The sequence below is a fragment of the Bradyrhizobium zhengyangense genome (assembly GCF_022012555.1).
Lineage (GTDB): Bacteria > Pseudomonadota > Alphaproteobacteria > Rhizobiales > Xanthobacteraceae > Bradyrhizobium > Bradyrhizobium zhengyangense.
The window spans coordinates 137,453-157,550 of sequence record NZ_JAKLTZ010000010.1 but is presented as its reverse complement, the minus strand read 5'-3'; the positions used below and the strand labels follow the sequence as shown (position 1 = coordinate 157,550).

Below are 20,098 nucleotides of genomic sequence, written 5' to 3'. Positions count from 1 at the left end.
TGTTCGGTCCGTGCGGTATGGACAAATCTTGGGGGCGTCGTGAACGTAAAGATAGCTTTGTGTAGCCTCGATCGCGAACTCACACTCTCGTCACAGATACTGTAGTCCAAATGTGCGGCATCTCTGGCATCTTGCATTTTGGCACCTGCACGGACGCGGACCAGCGTATCCGAAGCATGACTGCCAGTATCGTGCACCGCGGTCCCGATGACTGTGGCTACCATCTTACGTCCGACGTTGCGTTGGGGTTTCGTCGCCTGGCTATCGTTGATCTCGCAACCGGTAACCAGCCGATGTCCAACGAGGATGGGCGGGTCTGGGTCGTGTTCAACGGCGAGATCTACAATCACCGTGAGCTGAGGCGCGAGTTACAGGACGCCGGGCATGTCTTCAGAACCGACCACTCGGACACCGAAGTGCTCGTCCACGGCTGGGAGCAGTGGGGGGAGAAGCTATTCGGCCGCCTCAACGGCATGTTCGCGTGTGCCATCTGGGATGAGAACCAGCGTGAGTTGGTGGTCGCCCGCGATCGCTACGGGATCAAGCCGGTCTACCTTGCGGATTTGCCGGCAGGGGGAATCGTGTTCGGATCTGAGGTCCGGGCGCTGCATGCGAGCGGATTGATACGCACGGAATTTGAGGCCTCGGCGACGCTCGAATTTTTCACGTTGATGAACAACTGGGATGGGCGCACCCCATTCCGCGGCGTCCGCCTCCTCAAGCCCGGTACGTTCCAGCGGTTCACAGCAGGCGGTCGTTCCGGGAGCACCTATTGGTCGCCCGTTTACAAGCGGACTTATTCGCCAAGTCTGGCGCAAGCATCTGGCGAATTCGCCGATATTCTGCAGAGCGCGCTCAAACGGCAGCTGGCAGCCGATGTGCCGGTGATGGCATACTTGTCCGGCGGCATCGATAGCTCCGCCATTACATCTGGTGCCCACAAGATCGATCCGGTCGTCCGCGCTTACTCCTGCATTTTTGATCTTGAGAATGTTGGAGAGGATAGCTTCGTCGACGAACGCGAGTTCTCGCGGGCTGTGGCAGAAAATCTGAACATCGAACGCACCGAATTGGTCGTTCCCCAGAACGCTTTGACCACCACTCTGGATGCAACCGTCGCTGCACTCGAATATCCTCGCATGGGGATGGCCTACGTCAACTATCTGATCGCGCAGCGAGTTGCGCAGGACGCCAAGGTGGTGTTGTCGGGAACGGGCGGTGACGAGGTGACCGGCGGATATGTCGGTAGATACGCGATCGTGCCTAGGTCAGGGCCGCCCTCACTCGGGCAGCGCATCCTCCAATATATTCGGTCAGCGGTACGACAGGGACAACCGGCGAAAGATGGATTGGCGCTTTACCGCTCGACCCTGAACGTTCCGCTCGCGGCCGCAAGGATGAGGGAGGCCTTCACGCCGGAGTTCTTGCGGGAGGCGAGTGGCTTTGATCCGCTCGCCGCAATCGAACAAGCCATCGAGACCGCGCCATCGCAAGATCCCTGGGACGTCGTCATGCATGTCGATTTGACGACTTATCTTCCGGGACTCTTGTCGCTGGAAGACAAGTTGTCCATGGCGCACTCCCTCGAGGCGAGAGTTCCGCTCCTCGACAGTGAGCTGGTGGACTATTTGTTCAACGTGGACTGGAAGCTGTTGTCCGACGGTGCGACGGGCAAGATCCTGTTCCGCGAGGCAGTCCGACCGCTTGTTCCTGATATGATCTATCGAAAGCCAAAGATGGGATTTGGCCCGCCGGACGCTTCTTGGTACAGGGGAGCCCTTCGTTCGTGGATCGAGGAACAGCTGTCCGAATCTCGGATCAGGCGGCGAGGTGTACTCCAGCCGGGGTATGTGCGCGGGATCTTGAACGAGCATTTTGAGGGGAAGGCCAACCATGTTGCGTTGATCTGGTGCCTTCTCAGCTTTGAGTCGTGGTGCAAGCAGTACAACGCCTATGGTGGCGCGCTCCACTAGCCGGAATTTTGGGATATCTTACTCATGCGAACTGCGAGCCGACAATTTTTCCGTCCGAACGGAAAGGAGCTTCAGCTGGAGGTCTTCAGCCAGCAAGGTGGCCACGTGATCGAAGGCATCTTTCGGACGGCCGATCCTTCCATCTGGTATCCGATCCTGCAGGGTGTCCCCTGTTTTCTGACCGGACCTATGCAGCCCGATTTAACCGAGTTTTGCGCGCGCCATGGCTTGCTGAAGTCCGCGATGTCGCCAAGCCGGCCCGAGGCCGCTGAGCAGGCCAAGACCAACGAGACGTTTTCGGATAAATGGCGCCGCTTCAAGAAGTACGGTCTGGAGCCCGAGCACAAGGAGTTCCTGTTCGGTTGGTACTGCAAGAAGCTTGGCGTGCCCGATCTGGGCGCGCTTAAGGACTTCTATCGGGCCAAGAAGCGCGTCCTGGAAGTGGGGCCGGGTTCCGGCTTCAATACGAAGTTCATCGCGGAAAACTGCCCTGGAGAGGTATTTGCTCTCGACGTCTCCGATGCCGCGCTGACGACGTTCGAGAATACGCGCGATTTGGACAATTGCTCGGTGGTGCAAGCCGATCTGATGGACGCCCCGTTCGAGGACGACACTTTCGACTTCATCATTGCGGACGGCGTGCTGCATCATACCCCGAATACGAGAGCGGCCGTTGAGGCCCTGTATCGGAAGGTGCGGCCGGGTGGACAGTTTTTTTTCTACGTCTATAGGAAGATGGGCGCAGTGCGCGTATTTACCGACGACCACGTGCGCCAGAACTTCATGCCACTGTCGGCCGAGGAATGTTATGCAGCGTGCGAGGGTATCACGGATCTTGGCCGGGAACTGTCTCGGCTCAACGCGACGATCACACTCGAAAAGCCGATTCCGGTTCTCGGAATTCCTGCCGGCACGCACAACGTTCAGAGATTGCTGTACTACAATTTCCTGAAGTGCTTCTGGAACGAGGCGTTCGACTATGAAACCAACAATATGGTCAACTTCGACTGGTATCATCCGCATAATGCATGGCAGCACACGGACGATGAAGTCGAAGGTTGGTTGAAGGACCTCGGGGTCAGGACCTACGCCTTCAACGATTCCAATCCGAACGGTATCTCCGTTCTGCTGACGAAACCGGCGGCCTGATAAGAGCATGCGGATTTTGTTGACTGGCAGCACCGGCTTTGTCGGTTCCGCTCTCAGCGCCCGGCTGATGGCCGACGGGCATGAGTTATTCTGCGTGTGCCGGCCAGGAACATCGGCAGCTTTCGGCACCAACTTGGCCTGGGACGGCACCAAGGCCATCGATCCCGACATGTTCCCGAAAGCGGTCGACATGGTGATTCACGCGGCGCAATCGCGCAGCTATCGCCAGTTTCCGGCGGATTCGCGAGAGATGTTTGCGGTCAACGTCGGTATGACGATGCTGCTGCTCGAGTGGGCGGCTCGATCTTCAGTCAAGCAATTCTGCCTGCTGTCCTCCGGAGCGGTCTATGAGCCTTTCTCGGAAGCTTTGCGCGAGGACATTCCGCTGGCCCCGAATGGCTTTCTTGGTGCGAGCAAGCTTGCGTCGGAGATTCTTGCGAAGCCATTTTCGAGCTTATTCGCCTTGAACGTCCTGCGGCTGTTCTTTCCATATGGTCCCGGTCAGCACGATCGGCTCATACCGGAGTTGATCCGCCGTGTTCGATCCGGCAAGGCCGTTCAGCTTGCGGGAAACGTCGACGGCATTCGCCTCGCGCCCACTTTCATCGGCAATATCGTTGACGTCATTCTTGCAAGTGCGGCGTCGTCCTGGACGGGAACGCTGAATGTGGCGACGCCGGAGACACTGTCAATTCGGCAGATCGCGAATGTCATCGGTGGCCAACTTGGGATCGAACCGAAATTTGAGATCGTGGATGCTCCGGCCGCGAACATCGTCCCCGACCTCAGTCGTCTCGCGTCGCGATACGAACTGAAGAGGTTTGCCTCTTTTGAGGAAGGTTTGCGGAAGACGATTGCTTCGGACGAGTCTGAGGCGGTCAGACCATCTTGAGAAGTCCCATTGTGTGAGTCATGCCCATGGTTCTGAAAGTCCTCACCATCGTCGGCGCGCGGCCGCAGTTCATTAAAGCTGCGACAGTCAGCCGTGCCATTCGGGAGACCAGCGGCACATTCGAGGTCATGGTCCACACCGGGCAGCATTTCGACGCCGATATGTCGGACGTGTTCTTCGACGAATTGGACATTCCGAGGCCGCAACATCATCTCGCTATCAACGGTGGCGGCCACGGCGATATGACCGGACGGATGCTGATAGCGATAGAGCCGATCCTGCATCTGGAGAAGCCCGACTGCGTCGTCGTCTACGGCGACACCAACTCCACTCTGGCTGGAGCTTTGGCTGCATCCAAATTGCATATTCCCGTCGCCCACGTCGAGGCCGGCCTGCGCTCGTTCAACCGCCGTATGCCGGAAGAGATCAATCGCCTCGTCACGGACCATTTGTCAACGCTCCACCTCTGCCCGACAACGACTGCGGTCGCCAATCTTGCAGCCGAGGGCATCGTGAAGGGCGTGCATCACGCCGGGGACGTCATGTACGACGCCACGTTGTTCGCGATCGGAAAGGCGGAACGGAGTTCAAGCATACTCGAGAAGCTCAGTCTCGAGCCCAAACACTATGCGCTCGCGACCGTTCATCGTGCCGAGAACACCGACGATCCACGCCAGTTGCGGGCAGTCGTGGAGTTCCTGCAGGAAAAAGTGCGGACGCTACCTGTGGTATTGCCGCTCCACCCCCGAACGCGTCACGCAGCATCCCGAATGGGTGTGGAGTTGAACGGCCTTCAGGTCGTTGGACCGCTTGGTTATATCGACATGGCAAAGCTGCTGCATCACGCCGTCGAAGTTTATACCGACTCCGGGGGACTTCAAAAGGAAGCCTATTTCCACCGCGTGCCCTGCATCACGCTGCGGGACGAAACCGAGTGGACGGAGACGGTCGAGCATGGCTGGAACAGGCTCTGGAAGGGGCCGGACTATCGTGACCGGAAGGACATCAGCGAATACGGGCACGGCCGGGCCGCCCTCAAGGTCGTCGATTTGATCCGGGAAGTGGCAACGGCCTAGTTGAGCCCGGCTGCACTCCAGCCCGGGTTGCGGTTCAGCGGTACCTAGCCACTGGGTTGTCGCTTGTAGATCCCGCCCATCCGGTCTATGCAGCGGCCACAAAACCGCGATACCGCGCTTGAATTCAAGTCAGATAGGAACGAGTGATTTCCCCATCGTGGATCTCATTCTTGGTGAACCAGGGGCTCCGAGATGAAAAGTGAATTGATCGACAAGCTGGACCGCAGGACGGCCAAGATCGGTATCGTTGGTCTTGGCTATGTCGGTCTGCCCCTGATGCTTCGTTATTGCGAGGTGGGCTACAAGGTCATCGGCTTCGACATCGACAAGACCAAGGTCGATGCGCTCCGAAAGGGACACTCCTACATCGAGCACATCTCGGGCGCGAGCATCAAGAATGCGAATGAGCTCGGCTTCGAGCCGACGACCGACTTCTCTCGCGCCAATGAGGTCGATGCACTGATCCTGTGCGTTCCGACGCCGCTGAACAAATACCGTGAGCCCGATCTCAGCTTCGTGCTCAACACGACCGAGTCGCTGGTGCCCCACCTGCGCAAAGGCATGGTGTTGTCGCTCGAAAGCACGACTTATCCGGGTACGACCGAGGAGGAGTTGATGCCGCGCATCGAGAGCCGCGGGTTCAAGGTGGGTACCGATGTGTTCCTCGTGTTCTCGCCAGAGCGCGAGGATCCGGGCAACCAGAACTTTACGACGCGATCCATTCCAAAAGTCTGCGGCGGATGCACACCGGCGTGTCTCGAGGCGGGCATCGCACTCTATCGTCAGGTGATCGATAAGGTCGTTCCAGTGAGCTCGACCCAGGCTGCCGAGCTGACGAAGCTGCTGGAGAACATCCATCGTTCGGTGAACATCGGCCTCGTCAACGAGATGAAGATGGTCGCGGACAGGATGGGGATCGATATTCACGAGGTGATCCGCGCGGCTGCCACCAAGCCCTTCGGCTTCGTGCCCTATTATCCCGGCCCGGGCATCGGCGGTCACTGCATCCCGATCGACCCGTTCTACCTGACCTGGAAGGCGCGTGAATACGGCATGCACACGCGCTTCATCGAGCTTGCCGGCGAGATCAATTCGTCGATGCCGGATTATGTGGTCTCGAAAATCTCGCTTGCGCTCAACCAGCGCAACAAGTCGATCAAGGGCAGCTCAATTCTGGTGCTCGGCATCGCCTACAAGAAAAACGTCGATGACGTTCGCGAGTCGCCGTCGGTTCTGCTGATGGAGCGCCTTCGCGATCTCGGCGCCAACGTCGCTTACAGCGATCCGCACGTGCCGTCCTTTCCGAAGATGCGGGCGCACTCGTTCGATCTCTCCAGCGTGGCGCCCACGGCGGACAATTTCAAGCGCTTCGATTGCGTACTGCTCGCGACGGACCACGACAAGTTCGACTATGAGCTGATCCGCAAGGAGGCGTCCCTGATCGTCGACTGCCGCGGAAAATATCTCCAGCCGCGCGACAATATCGTTCGCGCCTGAGCCGTCGTCGGCTATTTCGGGCCCTGTGGCTCCTTACCGGCTGTCGTGACAGTTGGCCGCGGTGAAATGTACCACAGCAGGAACAGCACCGCGGCCCCGTTCGACAACAGGTTCGTTGTCAGCGGCACATTGGTAAGCACCTGCAAGATGAGTCCGGACGAAACCAGGACGAGTCGGGGCGGCAGGCCTGACGACAGGCGGTTTGCCAGAGCCACGATCAGCCCGCATCCGAGTGCGGACAATGGCGCCAGCGCCGGCCCGACGGAGGCGATGCCCTCAGTCGCAAACAGCGATGCGTTGAAAGCGCCAAGCTGATAGGCTTTCGACATGACGACGGATAGCGGCTCGGTGTAGGGACAGCTCATGAAGAGCTTCAGTACGTTGATCTGACAAAAATGGGTCAGCGGATGCTCTGCAAAGAAGTTGTTGTAGACCTCCAGGGCGACCGAAGGCATCGCGATCATGCGGCTGTTGACGGTTCCGACGTACAGCGATCCGATGCCGAGCGGAAACATACCAGCCCTCATCATATAGAATGCGACGATGCCGGCCAGCATCGGGACAAGCAGAGACATGATCGTCGCGAGCTTGGGAGGCGTGAGCGTCGACAGCGCTGCGAGAAACAGCAGCCAGAACGGCGCAAAGAGCGTCAGCTTCGTCAACGTGACCGGATACAGCAGCAGAAGCAGCAGCAAGGTCAGTCCGGCGCGCCAGTAGAGCTTGCGCTCCAGGAAGCTCGCAAATGCAAAGGGCAGCAAAGCGTTCGATGCAATTCCGATGGCATATCGAAGCGGCGCGGGAAAGTTCATCTCGGCCCGATATTTGTAAATTTCGGAAAGGCCTGCCGGAGTGAAGTTGTAGAGCGCCCCTACGGCGACGATGCCTGTTCCGACAAGCAGGATAAGCGAAAGCAGGTGGTCGAAGGCGCGGGGCGATATATCGAGCGGCCGGCTGATCGGAGAGGTGATGAACAGGGCGGGCACAGTGAACGCCAGTCCGGACAAGATGATCGACACGTACGCCAATAGATGATCGTAGCGAAGAAGTGAGAATGCGATCAGCCAGAGATACCCGGCGATCATCGTGTAGAAATTGAAGCTGACGATGTAGCCCAAGCTGAATCGGGCGTAGGCGAAGAGCAGGACAGCCGGCGCGAAGATCGAAACGCTGACGATTGCGAGAACGAGGTGAGCGCGATCGAACGCGACGACGCCTTGAAAGACGTCCATCACGAGGACCGTGGAGATGCAGAGCGCCACCGTATAGGACAGGAGCAGCAGAGTCAGCGCAACCTGATGTGAGGTCAATCTCGCTGATGGGGCAGGACTGTTCATCGCGTGTTCGTGCCCATGGACGCAGGAAGTTCGTGCTATCGAAAGGATGACCGGTTGGCAAGTGTTGGGGGTCTCAGGTGTCGATCAGCGTCGCCAGTGGCGCTGTGCCCTGGCTTTGCCCTCATGCCGGGAGCAGGGATTTGATGAAGGTGTACAAATTGCCCCCTGAGAAAAGGTGGCCCTTGATGCCGGCGGCGTCGGCCGCCTCAATGTCCGTCTGCTTGTCGCCGATGAGCATGCTTCGGCTTTTGTCCACGTCGTAGCGCATCACGAGGTCGATGATCATTCCCGGCTCTGGCTTGCGCCGGGGGCTGGCGGCCCGGTAGCGCTCGACGACGGCTTCCGGGTGCTCAGGACAGTACTCGAACTGGTCGATGCGTGCGCCGATCCTGGCCAGTTCGTCCGCCATCCATCTGTGGAGCTCCTGCACGTCGCTTTCCTCATAGAAGCCGCGGCCGACGCCAGATTGATTGGTGACCACGAAGGCAAAGTAGCCTGCGTCGTTGATGAGCTTCACTGCTTCGCGGGCGCCCGCGATCCATCTTAGATCCTCCGGGCGGACGACATATCCGGCGTCCTCATTGAGGACCCCGTCGCGATCGAGAAAGACGGCGGGCTTTTTCATCAAACAGCTGATTTGGTGGGCTTCAAGGCACGTTCTCCCATGCTACAGGCGCGGGCGTCCGGATCAAGCCAGAACCGTCGGCTCACATCCGGGGGGAGGCGATTTACTTTGCCTCAGGTTGCTGTAGAAGGCGGTTTTTCGAGGGTATATGCGCATGTACGCGATTGGGATCAGCTCCGGCATCAAGCACGGCCATCACGACGGCGCGGCCGTCCTGCTGCGCGACGGCGAGTTGATCGCGGCCGCCGAGGAGGAGCGTTTCACGCTGGCCAAGCACGCGCGCGGCGAGCTGCCCCGCGGCGCCATCGGGTTCTGCCTGAAGCAGGCCGGTATCACCATGCGCGACGTCGACTGGATCTGCTCGCCGCTGAAGACCTACACGAATTACGCGCAGCGCCTCACCGAATATTTTCGATACCAGTTCGGGCACAGTCCGAAGATCGAGCTCTATGACCACCATCTGTGCCACGCCGCGAGCTCGTTCTACGGCTCAGGTTTTTCCGAGGCGACGGTGGCCTGCTTCGACTTCTCCGGCGATTCCAGCTCCGGTCTTGTCGCGCATGCGCGCGGCAACGATTTTCGCGTGTTGACGCGGTTCGGCCGCCACAACAGCCTCGGCCTGTATTACGGGATGCTGACCCAGTATCTCGGCTACCAGATGACCAACGACGAGTACAAGGTCATGGGCCTGTCCTCCTATGGCAGCCCGGACTATCTCGACAAGTTCGCCAAGCTGCTGCGCCCGAACGGCATCAATTATGAGCTTGATCCCGAGCTCGACAAGCGCCGGCACGATGCGGACATTTTCACCAGCGATTTCTCGACGCGGCAGGAGCGCATCTTCACCGGGAAGATGGAGGAGATCCTCGGGCCGCGGCGCCTGCGCGGCGCGCCGCTCGACCAGCGCATGACCAATATCGCGGCGAGCGGCCAGAAGCAGCTCGAGATCGTCACCACCGAAGTGATCCGCTCCGCGATTGCCGAGACCGGTTGCGGCGACGTCTGCATCGCCGGCGGCGTCGGGCTGAACTGCAAGATGAACATGGAGATCGCCGCCGAGCCGTCGGTGAAGCGTCTGTACGTGCCGCCGGTACCGCACGATGCGGGCGTGGCGCTGGGCGCTGCGATGATGAAATGCGCGGAGGCGGGCCACGCGATCTCGCCGCTGTCTCACGCCTATTGGGGACCGGAATACTCCAACGACACGATCCGCGAGACGCTCGACAAGATCGGCGCGCGGTTCGAGCTGCTCGACGATCCCGTGGCGCGCTGTGTCACCGATCTCGCCGAGCAGAAGACGGTGGGCTGGTTCCAGGGGCGGATGGAATACGGGCCGCGCGCGCTCGGCAACCGCTCAATCCTGGCCGATCCGCGCCAGGCCAGCATGAAGGACCGCATCAACCTCACGATCAAATATCGCGAGGAATTCCGCCCGTTCTGCCCGTCGGTGCTGTATGAGCGCCAGGCCGAATATTTCGAGGACGCGTTCGACGCGCCCTTCATGGTCGTGACCTTTCCAGTCAACGAGAAGGTCGCCGATACGATGCCTGCGGTTGTCCATGTCGACAACACTGCGCGCATCCAGAGCGTTCATGCCGACAGCAATCCGCTCTACAGCCGCCTGATCGGCGAGTTCGCGAAGGCAACCTCGCTGCCCGTCCTGATCAACACCAGCCTCAACATCAACGAGCAGCCGACCGTGAACGCGCCGCTGGAAGCGCTGCACACCTATTTCTGCTCGGGGCTCGACGTGCTCTATCTTGGCAATTATCGGCTGTCGAAAGCGGGCTGAGCTCAGCGCTCGTCCGCGATCACCTTGCCGTCGTTCGGCAGCGCCCCTGGGCTGACCAGCTCGACTGCGCCGCCGAGCTTGGTCACGGCCCGCAGACTGCTCGCGATCTCTTCACGCAGCGCATCGTTCGAAGCGCCCGTCTCGGCTTTCAGCGTCATCGCGTCGGCCTCGCCCTGACGGGTGACGACCAGGCGCAACCTTCCGAGCGCGGGATGGCGCTTGCCGATCTCGGCGATCTGCTCGGGGCGGACGAACATGCCCTTGACCTTGGTGGTCTGGTCGGCACGACCCATCCAGCCCTTGATGCGCATATTGGTGCGCCCGCACGGGCTCGTGCCTGGCAGCGAAGCGGTGAGGTCGCCGAGCGCCAACCGAATCCAGGGATGATGCGGATCGAGCGAGGTCACCACGATCTCGCCGACATCGCCCGGCGTCACCGGATCTCCAGTGCCCGGTTTGACGATCTCCATGATCAGATCCTCGTTGAGGACCATGCCGTCGCGCGCCTCGGTCTCAAATGCGATGAGGCCGAGATCGGCCGTGCCGAATGCCTGATAGGCGTCGATGCCGCGCGCCTTGATCTCGGCCTGGAGGGAGGGCGGGAATGCCGCGCCCGAGACCAGCGCGCGCTTGATCGAGGAGACGTCGCGGCCGGCCGTCGCGGCGGAATCGAGCAGGATCTTCAGAAAATCAGGCGTGCCGCTGTAGCCAATGGGTCGGTAGGCCTCGATCAGCTCGAATTGTTGCTCGGTATTGCCGGGACCAGCCGGGATTACGGCGCAACCCAGCGAGCGCGCGGAGGAATCGAAGATGAAGCCGCCGGGGGTGAGGTGGTAGCTGAATGTGTTGAGCACGATGTCCTCGGGCCGGAACCCGGCGGCAAACAGCGCTCGCGCGCCGCGCCAGGGGTCGGCCTGGCGTCCTTCCGGCTCGAAGATCGGGCCCGGGGAGGTGAACAGGCGCGCGAACGCCCCGGCGGCAGCCGTCACAAAGCCACCAAAGGGCTGGGACGCTTTGTGCAGGGCCGGCAGCTCCGACTTGCGCAGCACCGGCAGGCGCGCCAGCGCCGCTCTAGAGGTCACGGAGGCGGAATCGATGCCCCTGAAGCGCTCGGCATAGGCTGGTGCGGCCATGGCGCTGCGCAGCACGTCTGGCAGACGGGCGAACAAATCAGCCTCGCGCGCCGTATGATCGCGCGTCTCGAGGGCGTCGTAATGGGCGGTCATGGCAGATCTTTCCGGGTTAGCATCCGTTGCACGCCGCCGCTCGCATGGGTATCAGACGGCCATTGGTTGGGCGTGGAGAGAACGTGATGGCGGACGAGAGCATCAAGACGGCTGAGGTCGTCGCGCGCCTGAAGCGCCGCATGATCGAGGACGCGATCCCGTTGTGGTCGACCGTCGGCTGGGACGGCGGCTCGGGTGGCTTCATCGATCGGCTGCACCGCGACGGCACCGCGGATATGGCCGCGCCGCGACGAGTGATGGTGCAGGCCCGCCAGATCTATTGCTACGCCAAGGCAGCGCAGATGGGCTGGTATCCGCAAGGCCGCGCCATTGCGCTGAAGGGGCTCGAGCACCTCTTGGCAAAGGCGAAGGCGCCCGACGGCAAGCCCGGCTATGTGCACCGTCTGACGCCTGAAGGCGCCGTGCTGGATGCGCGCCGCGATGCCTATGACCACGCTTTCATCCTCTTCGCGCTTGCGACCGTTTATTCGCTCGATCAGGACGCGCAGGTCCGCGCGGAGATCGACGCGCTGCTTGGCTTCCTCGACGGCCATCTGCGCTCGCCGCATGGCGGCGTGCACGAAGGCCTGCCGGTCACGCTGCCGCGCCGGCAGAACCCGCACATGCATCTGTTCGAGGCGATGATCGCGTGTTTCGACGCGACCCACGATCTGTCGTTCCAGAATCGCGCCGGTGAGTTCTTCGCGCTGTTCCTCGCCAATCTCTACGACAAGCAGAAGCGTATCCTCACAGAGCATTTCGAGGAGGACTGGTCGAAGATCGAGCCTGTCAGCGTCGAGCCGGGCCATCAGGCGGAATGGGTCTGGCTGCTGAAAGGCTTTGAGCGCATCACGGGATGTCCGACCGGCACGCGGCGCGCCGAGTTGCTTGCGACCGCCTTGCGCTACCGCGATGCGGCCACCGGCTGTCTCGTCGACGAAGGCGATGCGAGCGGGAATGTCCGTCGCAGCACGCGACGGCTGTGGCCCCAGACCGAGTTGGCGAAGGCGTGGATTGCGCAGGCCGAGTCCGGCGAGGCGGGCGCGGCGGAGGAAGCGCGCGCGACGCTGGTGCGGCTCGAGCGGCATTATCTCAGCCATCCCGTGCGGGGCGGCTGGTACGACCAGTTCGACAGCGACGGCAAATCGCTGATCGACACCATTCCTGCGTCGTCGTTCTATCATGTTCTCTGCGCGGTCACGGAAGCGGAGCAGGTGCTTGAAGGTTAAAGCCACCGTTTGCGCCGCTTGAAGCTCTTGAGGTTTTTAAAACTCTTGCGCTGGTCGCCAGCCCCGCCGAGGTAGAACTCCTTGACGTCCTCGTTGTCGCGCAATTCGTCCGCCGTACCGTCGAGCACGACCTTGCCCTGTTCCATGATGTAGCCATGGCTTGCCACCGACAACGCGGCGCGGGCGTTCTGCTCCACCAGAAGGATGGTGACGCCGAGGTCGCGATTGATCTTCTGGATGATGGAGAACACCTCCTTTACCAGCAGCGGTGACAGGCCCATCGATGGTTCGTCCATCAGGATCATCTTCGGGCGCGCCATCAGCGCGCGGCCGATCGCCAGCATCTGCTGCTCGCCGCCGGAGAGATAGCCGGCAAGGCCCGTGCGCTCCTTCAGGCGCGGGAAATAATTGAAGACCATGTCGAGGTCGGCATCGACCTCGCGATCCCGGCGGGTGAAGGCGCCGAGCCTGAGGTTTTCAAGCGACGTCATGTCGGCAACGATGCGCCGGCCCTCCATCACCTGGAAAATGCCGCGGCGAACGATCTTGTCGGGATCGATGCCGGCGATGGGCTCGCCCTCGAACAGGATCTCGCCGCGCGTGACCTCGCCGTCCTCGGTCTTGAGCAGACCCGAGATCGCCTTCAGCGTCGTCGATTTGCCGGCGCCGTTGGCGCCGAGCAGCGCCACGATCGCGCCCTTGGGCACGTCAAGGCTGAGGCCGCGCAGCACCAGGATGACGTCGTCATAGACGACCTCGATGTTGCGCACGGCGAGGAGGGGAGCGGGAGCCACGGCAGTCGGCTTGGCGCGAGATGCTTCGAGGGTGTCGGTCATATTGTCTCCGCTGTCGTCACAGCTTCAATCCAGTCATTCCGGGGCGGTCCGCAGGACCGAACCCGGAATCTCGAGGTTCCGGGTTCGCCTCGTCGAGGCGTCCCGGAACGACGAACGGATCAGGCGCTCACCAGCCGAACCATTCCGGCTTGCGCGGCAGCTCGACCGACTTGACCTTCTCCAGCTTGATCGTGCCTTTGCCCATCAGGTCGTTGATGTCGCCATCGGTCGCGCCCGACACCTTCGTGCGATAGAGGTCAACCTTCATGGTGCCGCGATGGTCCTTCTCGGTCCAAGTCGAGGGATTGCAGACGCCTTCCATCCCTGATGGCACCCAGTCCTTCTTCTGGTAGAAGCCCTTGGCGACGTTCTCGCCGGTGGCACCGCCGTTCTTGGCCGCCCAGTCGAGCGCCTCCTTCATGTAAAGCGCCGAGCAGACGGCGGCGACGTAGTGCACCGGGCGGTAGACCTTGCCGGTGGGATCGGACATCTTGGAGATTTCCATCACCGTCTTCATGCCGGGCGCATCGCCGCCCCATCCGACCGCCGTGCGCAGCGGGAACACCACGCCATCGGCGGCGTCGCCGGCAGCCTTCGCGCCATTCTCGTCCATGCCCCACACGTTGCCGAGGAACTGAACGTCGACGTTGGCGGCCTTGCAGGCCTTCAGCACCGACACGTTGGATTGGGGGGTGTTGCCGAGATAGGCGTAGTTCGCACCGGAGCTCTTCAGGCTCAGGCACTGGCTGCTGTAGTCGCCGGGGCTCAAAGCGAACACCAGCGGCGGGAGCACTTCGAAGCCGAGCTCGGTGGCGAGCGCCTCGCCAGCGGCCTTCGGCGCGTTGGGGTAGGGATGGTTGGCGCCCATATGGACGTATTTCGGCTTGCCGGGCTTGCCCTTGGCCTTCCAGTCCTCGGCCGCCCACATCAGCATTGCGCGCAGCGCGTCCGAATAGGTCGGGCCATAGAAGAAATTGTAGGGCGCGGGCTTGGCCTTGCCGCTGGCGCCTTCAGGATCCGACAGGGCTGCAGCGTAAGAGCCGGACATGTCGGGGATCTTGTCCTGGGCGAGGAAGCCGGTCAGCGCTTCGGTGTCCGCCGTGCCCCAGCCCATGATGGCTGCGACCTTGTTGTCCGGCGCCGACCACTTCTTGTAGAGCGCGATCGCGCGCGGCACCTGGTAACCGTAGTCGTTCGTGTCGACATTGAGCTGCTTGCCGCCGACGCCGCCGTTCTTGTTGACCCAGGCGAAGGTATCGGCGACGGCCTGGCCGAACGGCGTGCCGACGTCGGCGGTGCCGCCCGAGCGATCCTCGAGATGGCCGATCGCGATCTGCGCCTGGGCGCCGGCGGAAAATGCGGCGATCGCCAGCGCGAGTGAGGCGGTGCTCAAAAGGGCTTTTGTCTTCATAGGTCGTCTCCTCCTGTTATTGGTTTGTTGAATTGACCGCGCTCAATACGAGAACGGGTAGAGTTTCCAGTACGCCTTGATCTGTCGCCAGCGATGCGCGAGCCCGTCAGGCTCGAACATCAGGAACACGATGATGATGAGCCCGATCGCGATCTCGCGCAGGAAGGTGAGGTTGTTGTTGAGCGACAGCGCCTGATCAATCGCGCCGCCCTTCAGATGCAGGCTGATCCATTCCATGGATTCAGGCAGCAGCACCACGAAGGCGGTGCCCATCAGCGTGCCCATGATCGAGCCGGTGCCGCCGATGATGATCATGGCGAGGAACAGGATCGAACGCTCGATGCCGAAGCCTTCCTGCGACACGACGAGCTGGTAATGCGCATAAAGCGCGCCGGCGATTCCGGCGAAGAAGGCGGCCAGGCCAAACGACAGCGTGCGGTATTTGGTAAGGTTGATGCCCATGATCTCGGCGGAGAGATAATGGTCGCGGATCGCCACCAGCGCGCGGCCGTCGCGCGTGCGCATCAGGTTGGTGACGAGAATGTAGCTCGCGAGCACATAGGCCAGCACGACGTAGAAATATTGCTTATCGCCCCGGAGCGTATAGCCGAAGATCGAGAATGGATTTGCGCTCGCCGGCACGGAGCCGCCGGAAAACCATTCTGCGCGGGAGAAGAAGTCGAGCAGGATGTATTGCGCGGCCAGCGTCGCGATCACGAGATAGAGACCCTTCAGTCGCGCCGCTGGAATGCCGAAGATCAGCCCGACCAGCGCGGTAACGACACCGGCGAGCGGGATCGCGAAGAACACCGGGATCGGCGCGTTGTTGGAGATGTAAGCCGAGGTGAAGGCGCCGAGCAGGAAGAAGGCGGCGTGGCCGATCGAGATCTGGCCAGTGAAGCCAACGAGGATGTTCAGCCCCAGCGCGGCGATCGAAAAGATGCCGATCTGGATCAGGATGCTCAGCCAATAGCCGCTGAGAAATTGCGGCAAGAGGCAGAGCAGCAGCACGCCAACAATCGCGAAGTTGCGGCTGGTCGTGGCCGGGAAGATCGTGGTGTCGGCCGCATAAGAGGTGCGGAAATCACCAGCAGGGATGAGGGAAGGGCCGGCCATGGATCATATCCGCTCGATGTCGTGGGTGCCGAACAGGCCGTAAGGCTTGATCATCAGCACGATGATGAGCACGTAGAACGGTGCAATCTCGTAGAGGTTGCCCCAATGCAGGTACTGGCTGTCGACATATTGCGCGATGTTCTCGAGCAGGCCGATGATGATGCCGCCGAGCACCGCGCCGCCGACGGAATCGAGCCCGCCGAGGATCGCCGCCGGAAACACTTTGATGCCGTAGGCCGCAAGGCCCGACGACACGCCGTTGACCACGGCGACGACCACGCCGGCGACCGCCGAGACGGTCGCCGATATCGCCCAGGCCATCGCAAACACGCTCTTGACGGAAATGCCGAGCGACTGCGCCACTTGCTGGTTGAACGCCGTGGCGCGCATCGCAAGGCCGTATTTCGAGGCGCGGAAGAACCAGGCCATGCCGATCATCATCGCGAGCGAGACGACCAGGCTCATGACATAGACGGTCTGGATCTGGAGGCCGAACAGGCCGACGGACTGGCTTTCGAACACGCGCGGGAACGGCTGCGGATTGACGCCGAACATCCATTTCAGCGTCGCCTGAAGTACGGTGGAGAGGCCGATCGTCACCATGATCACCGAGATGATCGGCTCGCCGATCATCGGCCGCAGGATGAGGACCTGGATCGCGATGCCGAACACGAACATGAACACCAGCGTCATCGGCATGCCGATCCAGAACGGCACCTGATATTTGGCGAGCAGCGCCCAGCACACCCAGGCGCCGACCAGCAACAGTTCACCTTGCGCAAAGTTGACGACCTGGGTGGCTTTATAGATTAGCACGAACGACATCGCGACCACGCCATAGAGCGTGCCGACGACGAGACCGTTGACCAGGAGCTGGATGAGGAAGGCGGTGTTCATGTGATGCTCGCTGACAAATCCGGCGCGCTCTTCCCCTCTCCCCTTGCGGGAGAGGTTGGCTTCGCGAAGCGAAGACGGGTGAGGGGTCGTCCCGGCAGTGACGGTGCGGAGAGAGGACCCCTCACCCCAATGAGGGTGTGGCTGATGGCGGTGATGCCCTCTCCCACAAGGGGAGAGGGCGCATCGACTGACAGCGCATTCTCCGAGAACGACATCACTCCGCAGCCTCCGCCATGGGGCCGCGTCCGCCGAGGTCGACGACTCGCAGCGTCGTGCGCACGCGCTGCGTGGTGCCGTCCTGGAAGCGGATCACGGTGTCGACGGGAATGTTGGCGTCGCCGCGATAGATGGCGTCGATGATCCCGGCGTATTTCTCGTTGATGACGCCGCGGCGTACCTTTCGCGTGCGGGTGAGCTCGCCGTCGTCGGCGTCGAGCTCCTTGTAGAGCAAGAGGAAGCGCGAGATGCGCTGCGCCGGCGGCAGCGTGGCGTTGACGGTCTCGACTTCCTTCTGGAGCAGGGCATAGACCTCGGGGCGCGAGGCGAGGTCGCTGTAGGTCGTGAATGAGAGCCGGTTCTTCTCCGCCCATTTCGAGATGATGGAGTAGCGGATACAGATCATCGCCGCGAGCGCGTCGCGGCCGGCGCCCAGCACCACGGCTTCGGCGATATAGGGCGAGAATTTCAGCTTGTTCTCGATGAATTGCGGCGAGAAGCGCTCGCCGCGCGCTGTCTCGGCGAGATCCTTGATGCGGTCGATGACGACGAGCTGGCGGTTGGCGTTGAAATAGCCGGCATCGCCCGAGAGCATCCAGCCGTTCCTGATGTCGGCGACACTGGCCTCCGGGTTCTTGTAGTAGCCGAGGAACATGTTGGGGTGCCGCACCACGATCTCGCCGACGCCGTGAATGTCGGCATTGTCGATGCGAATCTCGACATTGTCGGCCATCGGAACGCCCGTCGTGTCAGGGTCGACCTTGCCCTCCGGATGCAGCGTGTAGGCCCCGAGCAATTCCGTCTGACCGTAGAGCGTGCGCAGCGGCACGCCCATGGCCTGGAAGAACTTGAAGGTATCCGGCCCGAGCGCGGCGCCGCCGGTGGCGGCCGAGCGCAGGCGGGTGAAGCCGAGCCGGTCGCGGAGCGCGCGGAACAGGATCGCGTCGGCAAAGCCGGAGCGCTTGCCCTGTTCAAGTGCGGCGAGGCCACTGTTCATGCCGATATCGAACAGGCGCTGCTTGAAGGGCGTCGCATCCATCACTTTGGCGCGGACGTCGGCGGCGATCGATTCCCAGACCCTTGGGGCAAAGAGCACGAAAGTCGGCGCGATCTCGCGCAGATCGTTCATCATCGTATCCGGCTCTTCGACGAAGTTGATCTTCATCCGGCAGAGCAGGCCTTTGCCGAGCACGTAGACCTGTTCCATGATCCAGGGCAGCGGCAGCACCGAGACATATTCGTCGTCGGGTCCCTTCGGGTCGAAGGCCAGATAGGTCGCGCAATGGCCGAGCACGCGCCCGGCAGCGAGCATCGCGAGCTTTGGATGTGACGTGGTGCCCGACGTGGTGCACAGGATCGCGACGTCCTCGCCCTTGGTAGCATCGACGAGGCGATCGTAAAGCTCCGGCTCGCGCGCGGCGCGGGCACGACCGAGCTCGGCGAACTTTTCCGCCGACATCAGACGCGGATCGTCGTACTTCCGCATGCCACGCGGATCGGAATAGATGATGTGCTTGAGATCAGGCACGCGGTCGGCCAGGGCCAGCAGCTTGTCGACCTGCTCCTCGTCCTCGGCGAAGACGAGCTGCGCTTCGCCGTAGTTGAGCAGGTAGGAGGCTTCTTCGTCGAGTACGTCACGATAGAGCCCGAGGCTCAGTCCGCCGATCGCATGGGTGGCCACCTCCGCCGCGACCCAGTCCGGCCGGTTGTCGCCGATGATGCCGATGACGTCGCCGCGGCCAAGGCCAAGCTCGATCAGGCCGAGTGCGAAGTCGCGCACGCGGGACTGGTAGTCGTTCCAGGTGAAGGGGCGCCAGAGACCCAGATCCTTTTCGCGCAGCGCAATCTCGTTGCCGTGCTCTTTTGCATTGAGCCGGAGCAGCTTCGGATAAGTGTCGGCCTGCGCGACGCGCCCTGCGTAATCCATCATGCCGCGCTCTCCTGCGCCGGCGGTGCATCATCGGGGCCGACCAGCGCCTCGTCCTCTTCGCCGAGATAGGCGCGCTTGACGTGAGGATCGGCGAGCACGGCGGCGGGATCGCCCTCGGCGATCTTGCGGCCGAAATCCAGCACCATAACGCGGTGGGAGATGTCCATCACAACGCCCATGTCGTGCTCGATCATCACGACCGTCATGCCGAACTCCTCGTTGAGATCGACGATGTAGCGGGCCATGTCCTCTTTCTCCTCGAAGTTCATGCCGGCCATCGGCTCGTCGAGGAGGATAAGGCGCGGCTCCAGCGCCATGGCGCGGGCGAGTTCGACGCGCTTGCGCAGGCCATAGGAGAGGGTGCCGGCGGTGGCTTTGCGCACCGACTGCAGGTCGAGGAAGTCAATGATCTCCTCGACCTTGCGGCGATGCGCGAGCTCTTCCTTGCGCGCGCCGGTGAGCCAGTACAGCGAGCCCGTGAGGAAATTATTCTTCAAGAGGTGATGGCGGCCGACCATGATGTTGTCGAGCACGCTCATGTGGTGGAATAGCGCAAGGTTCTGGAAAGTGCGGCCGATGCCGAGCTTGGGGCGCGCATTCGGCGTCAGCCCCGTGATGTCGCGGCCCTGGTAGAACAGCTGACCTTCGGTCGGCTTATAGCGGCCGGAAATACAGTTCACGATCGAGGTCTTGCCGGCGCCGTTGGGACCGATGATCGAGAACAGCTCGCCCTCGTTGATGGCGAAGCTGACGTCGGTCAGCGCACGAACGCCGCCGAATCGCAAGGACACGCCGCGCACTTCGAGACTGGTAGCCACCAAACAAATCCCTCCCGGTGATGGCGCATTCAGCGGCGCTCTTCGTCGGTTCCTCCTGGACGATCCTAGTACGGCCGCCCC

16 protein-coding genes are annotated in these 20,098 nt (G+C 61.7%); 7 read left to right on the top strand and 9 right to left on the bottom strand.

Going from position 1 to position 20,098, the window contains the following annotated elements:
• Window positions 1-110 precede the first annotated feature (110 nt).
• The 5 genes from asnB (at window position 111) to L6639_RS30540 (ending at window position 6,587) form a co-directional block, all read left to right on the top strand.
• The gene (asnB, locus tag L6639_RS30560; protein WP_237865085.1) at window positions 111-1,973 is read left to right on the top strand and encodes an asparagine synthase (glutamine-hydrolyzing); all 1,863 of its coding nucleotides are present in this window, start codon (window positions 111-113) and stop codon (window positions 1,971-1,973) included.
• A 24-nt stretch (window positions 1,974-1,997) separates the two neighbouring features.
• On the top strand, window positions 1,998-3,122 hold the full coding sequence (locus L6639_RS30555; protein WP_237865084.1) for a class I SAM-dependent methyltransferase: 1,125 nt from the start codon (window positions 1,998-2,000) through the stop codon (window positions 3,120-3,122).
• 7 nt (window positions 3,123-3,129) lie between these two features.
• Entirely contained in the window at window positions 3,130-4,014 is an 885-nt protein-coding gene (locus L6639_RS30550) for an NAD-dependent epimerase/dehydratase family protein (protein WP_237865082.1), read from the top strand.
• A 26-nt stretch (window positions 4,015-4,040) separates the two neighbouring features.
• Window positions 4,041-5,090, top strand: a complete 1,050-nt coding sequence (gene wecB / locus L6639_RS30545) for a non-hydrolyzing UDP-N-acetylglucosamine 2-epimerase (RefSeq protein ID WP_237865081.1) — start codon at window positions 4,041-4,043, stop codon at window positions 5,088-5,090.
• A 192-nt stretch (window positions 5,091-5,282) separates the two neighbouring features.
• Window positions 5,283-6,587 (top strand): nucleotide sugar dehydrogenase, encoded by a 1,305-nt coding sequence (locus tag L6639_RS30540; RefSeq protein WP_237865080.1) that lies wholly within the window; start codon window positions 5,283-5,285, stop codon window positions 6,585-6,587.
• Window positions 6,588-6,598: 11 nt separating this feature from the next.
• On the opposite strand, the gene L6639_RS30535 is transcribed toward L6639_RS30540, so the two are convergent.
• Together L6639_RS30535 and L6639_RS30530 are read right to left on the bottom strand one after the other, a co-directional pair.
• On the bottom strand, window positions 6,599-7,702 hold the full coding sequence (locus L6639_RS30535) for a hypothetical protein (RefSeq protein WP_237865079.1): 1,104 nt from the start codon (window positions 7,700-7,702) through the stop codon (window positions 6,599-6,601).
• A 340-nt stretch (window positions 7,703-8,042) separates the two neighbouring features.
• A complete protein-coding gene (locus tag L6639_RS30530) occupies window positions 8,043-8,546 on the bottom strand; it encodes a D-glycero-alpha-D-manno-heptose-1,7-bisphosphate 7-phosphatase (RefSeq protein WP_237865078.1) in 504 nt (167 codons plus the stop codon).
• Between the two features lie 154 nt (window positions 8,547-8,700).
• Here L6639_RS30530 and L6639_RS30525 point away from each other — a divergent pair, with 154 nt between their 5' ends.
• Window positions 8,701-10,338, top strand: coding sequence for a carbamoyltransferase family protein (locus L6639_RS30525; RefSeq protein ID WP_237865077.1), 1,638 nt, complete (start codon window positions 8,701-8,703; stop codon window positions 10,336-10,338).
• A 2-nt stretch (window positions 10,339-10,340) separates the two neighbouring features.
• Here L6639_RS30525 and L6639_RS30520 read toward each other — a convergent pair whose 3' ends face one another.
• Window positions 10,341-11,564 carry a phenylacetate--CoA ligase family protein gene (locus L6639_RS30520; RefSeq protein ID WP_237865076.1) on the bottom strand — a complete coding sequence of 408 codons (1,224 nt, stop codon included), beginning with the start codon at window positions 11,562-11,564 and terminating at the stop codon, window positions 10,341-10,343.
• An 86-nt stretch (window positions 11,565-11,650) separates the two neighbouring features.
• Between L6639_RS30520 and L6639_RS30515 the strand changes: the two genes are divergently transcribed.
• On the top strand, window positions 11,651-12,793 hold the full coding sequence (locus L6639_RS30515) for an AGE family epimerase/isomerase (protein WP_237865075.1): 1,143 nt from the start codon (window positions 11,651-11,653) through the stop codon (window positions 12,791-12,793).
• On the opposite strand, the gene L6639_RS30510 is transcribed toward L6639_RS30515, so the two are convergent.
• The 6 genes from L6639_RS30510 to L6639_RS30485 all read right to left on the bottom strand — a co-directional run bounded on the left by L6639_RS30510 (window position 12,790) and on the right by L6639_RS30485 (window position 20,017).
• Complete coding sequence (locus L6639_RS30510; protein ID WP_237865073.1) at window positions 12,790-13,629, bottom strand: ABC transporter ATP-binding protein; 840 nt, start codon at window positions 13,627-13,629, stop codon at window positions 12,790-12,792. The two genes, L6639_RS30515 and L6639_RS30510, sit on opposite strands and share 4 nt — an antisense overlap.
• A gap of 127 nt (window positions 13,630-13,756) precedes the next feature.
• On the bottom strand, window positions 13,757-15,040 hold the full coding sequence (locus L6639_RS30505) for an ABC transporter substrate-binding protein (RefSeq protein WP_237865072.1): 1,284 nt from the start codon (window positions 15,038-15,040) through the stop codon (window positions 13,757-13,759).
• A gap of 42 nt (window positions 15,041-15,082) precedes the next feature.
• Window positions 15,083-16,156 (bottom strand): branched-chain amino acid ABC transporter permease, encoded by a 1,074-nt coding sequence (locus L6639_RS30500; protein ID WP_237865071.1) that lies wholly within the window; start codon window positions 16,154-16,156, stop codon window positions 15,083-15,085.
• 3 nt (window positions 16,157-16,159) lie between these two features.
• Window positions 16,160-17,053 carry a branched-chain amino acid ABC transporter permease gene (locus L6639_RS30495; protein WP_237865070.1) on the bottom strand — a complete coding sequence of 298 codons (894 nt, stop codon included), beginning with the start codon at window positions 17,051-17,053 and terminating at the stop codon, window positions 16,160-16,162.
• A 214-nt stretch (window positions 17,054-17,267) separates the two neighbouring features.
• On the bottom strand, window positions 17,268-19,199 hold the full coding sequence (locus L6639_RS30490) for a long-chain fatty acid--CoA ligase (RefSeq protein ID WP_237865069.1): 1,932 nt from the start codon (window positions 19,197-19,199) through the stop codon (window positions 17,268-17,270).
• A complete protein-coding gene (locus L6639_RS30485; RefSeq protein WP_237865068.1) occupies window positions 19,196-20,017 on the bottom strand; it encodes an ABC transporter ATP-binding protein in 822 nt (273 codons plus the stop codon). The genes L6639_RS30490 and L6639_RS30485 overlap by 4 nt, the downstream gene beginning before the upstream one ends.
• Window positions 20,018-20,098 lie beyond the last annotated feature (81 nt).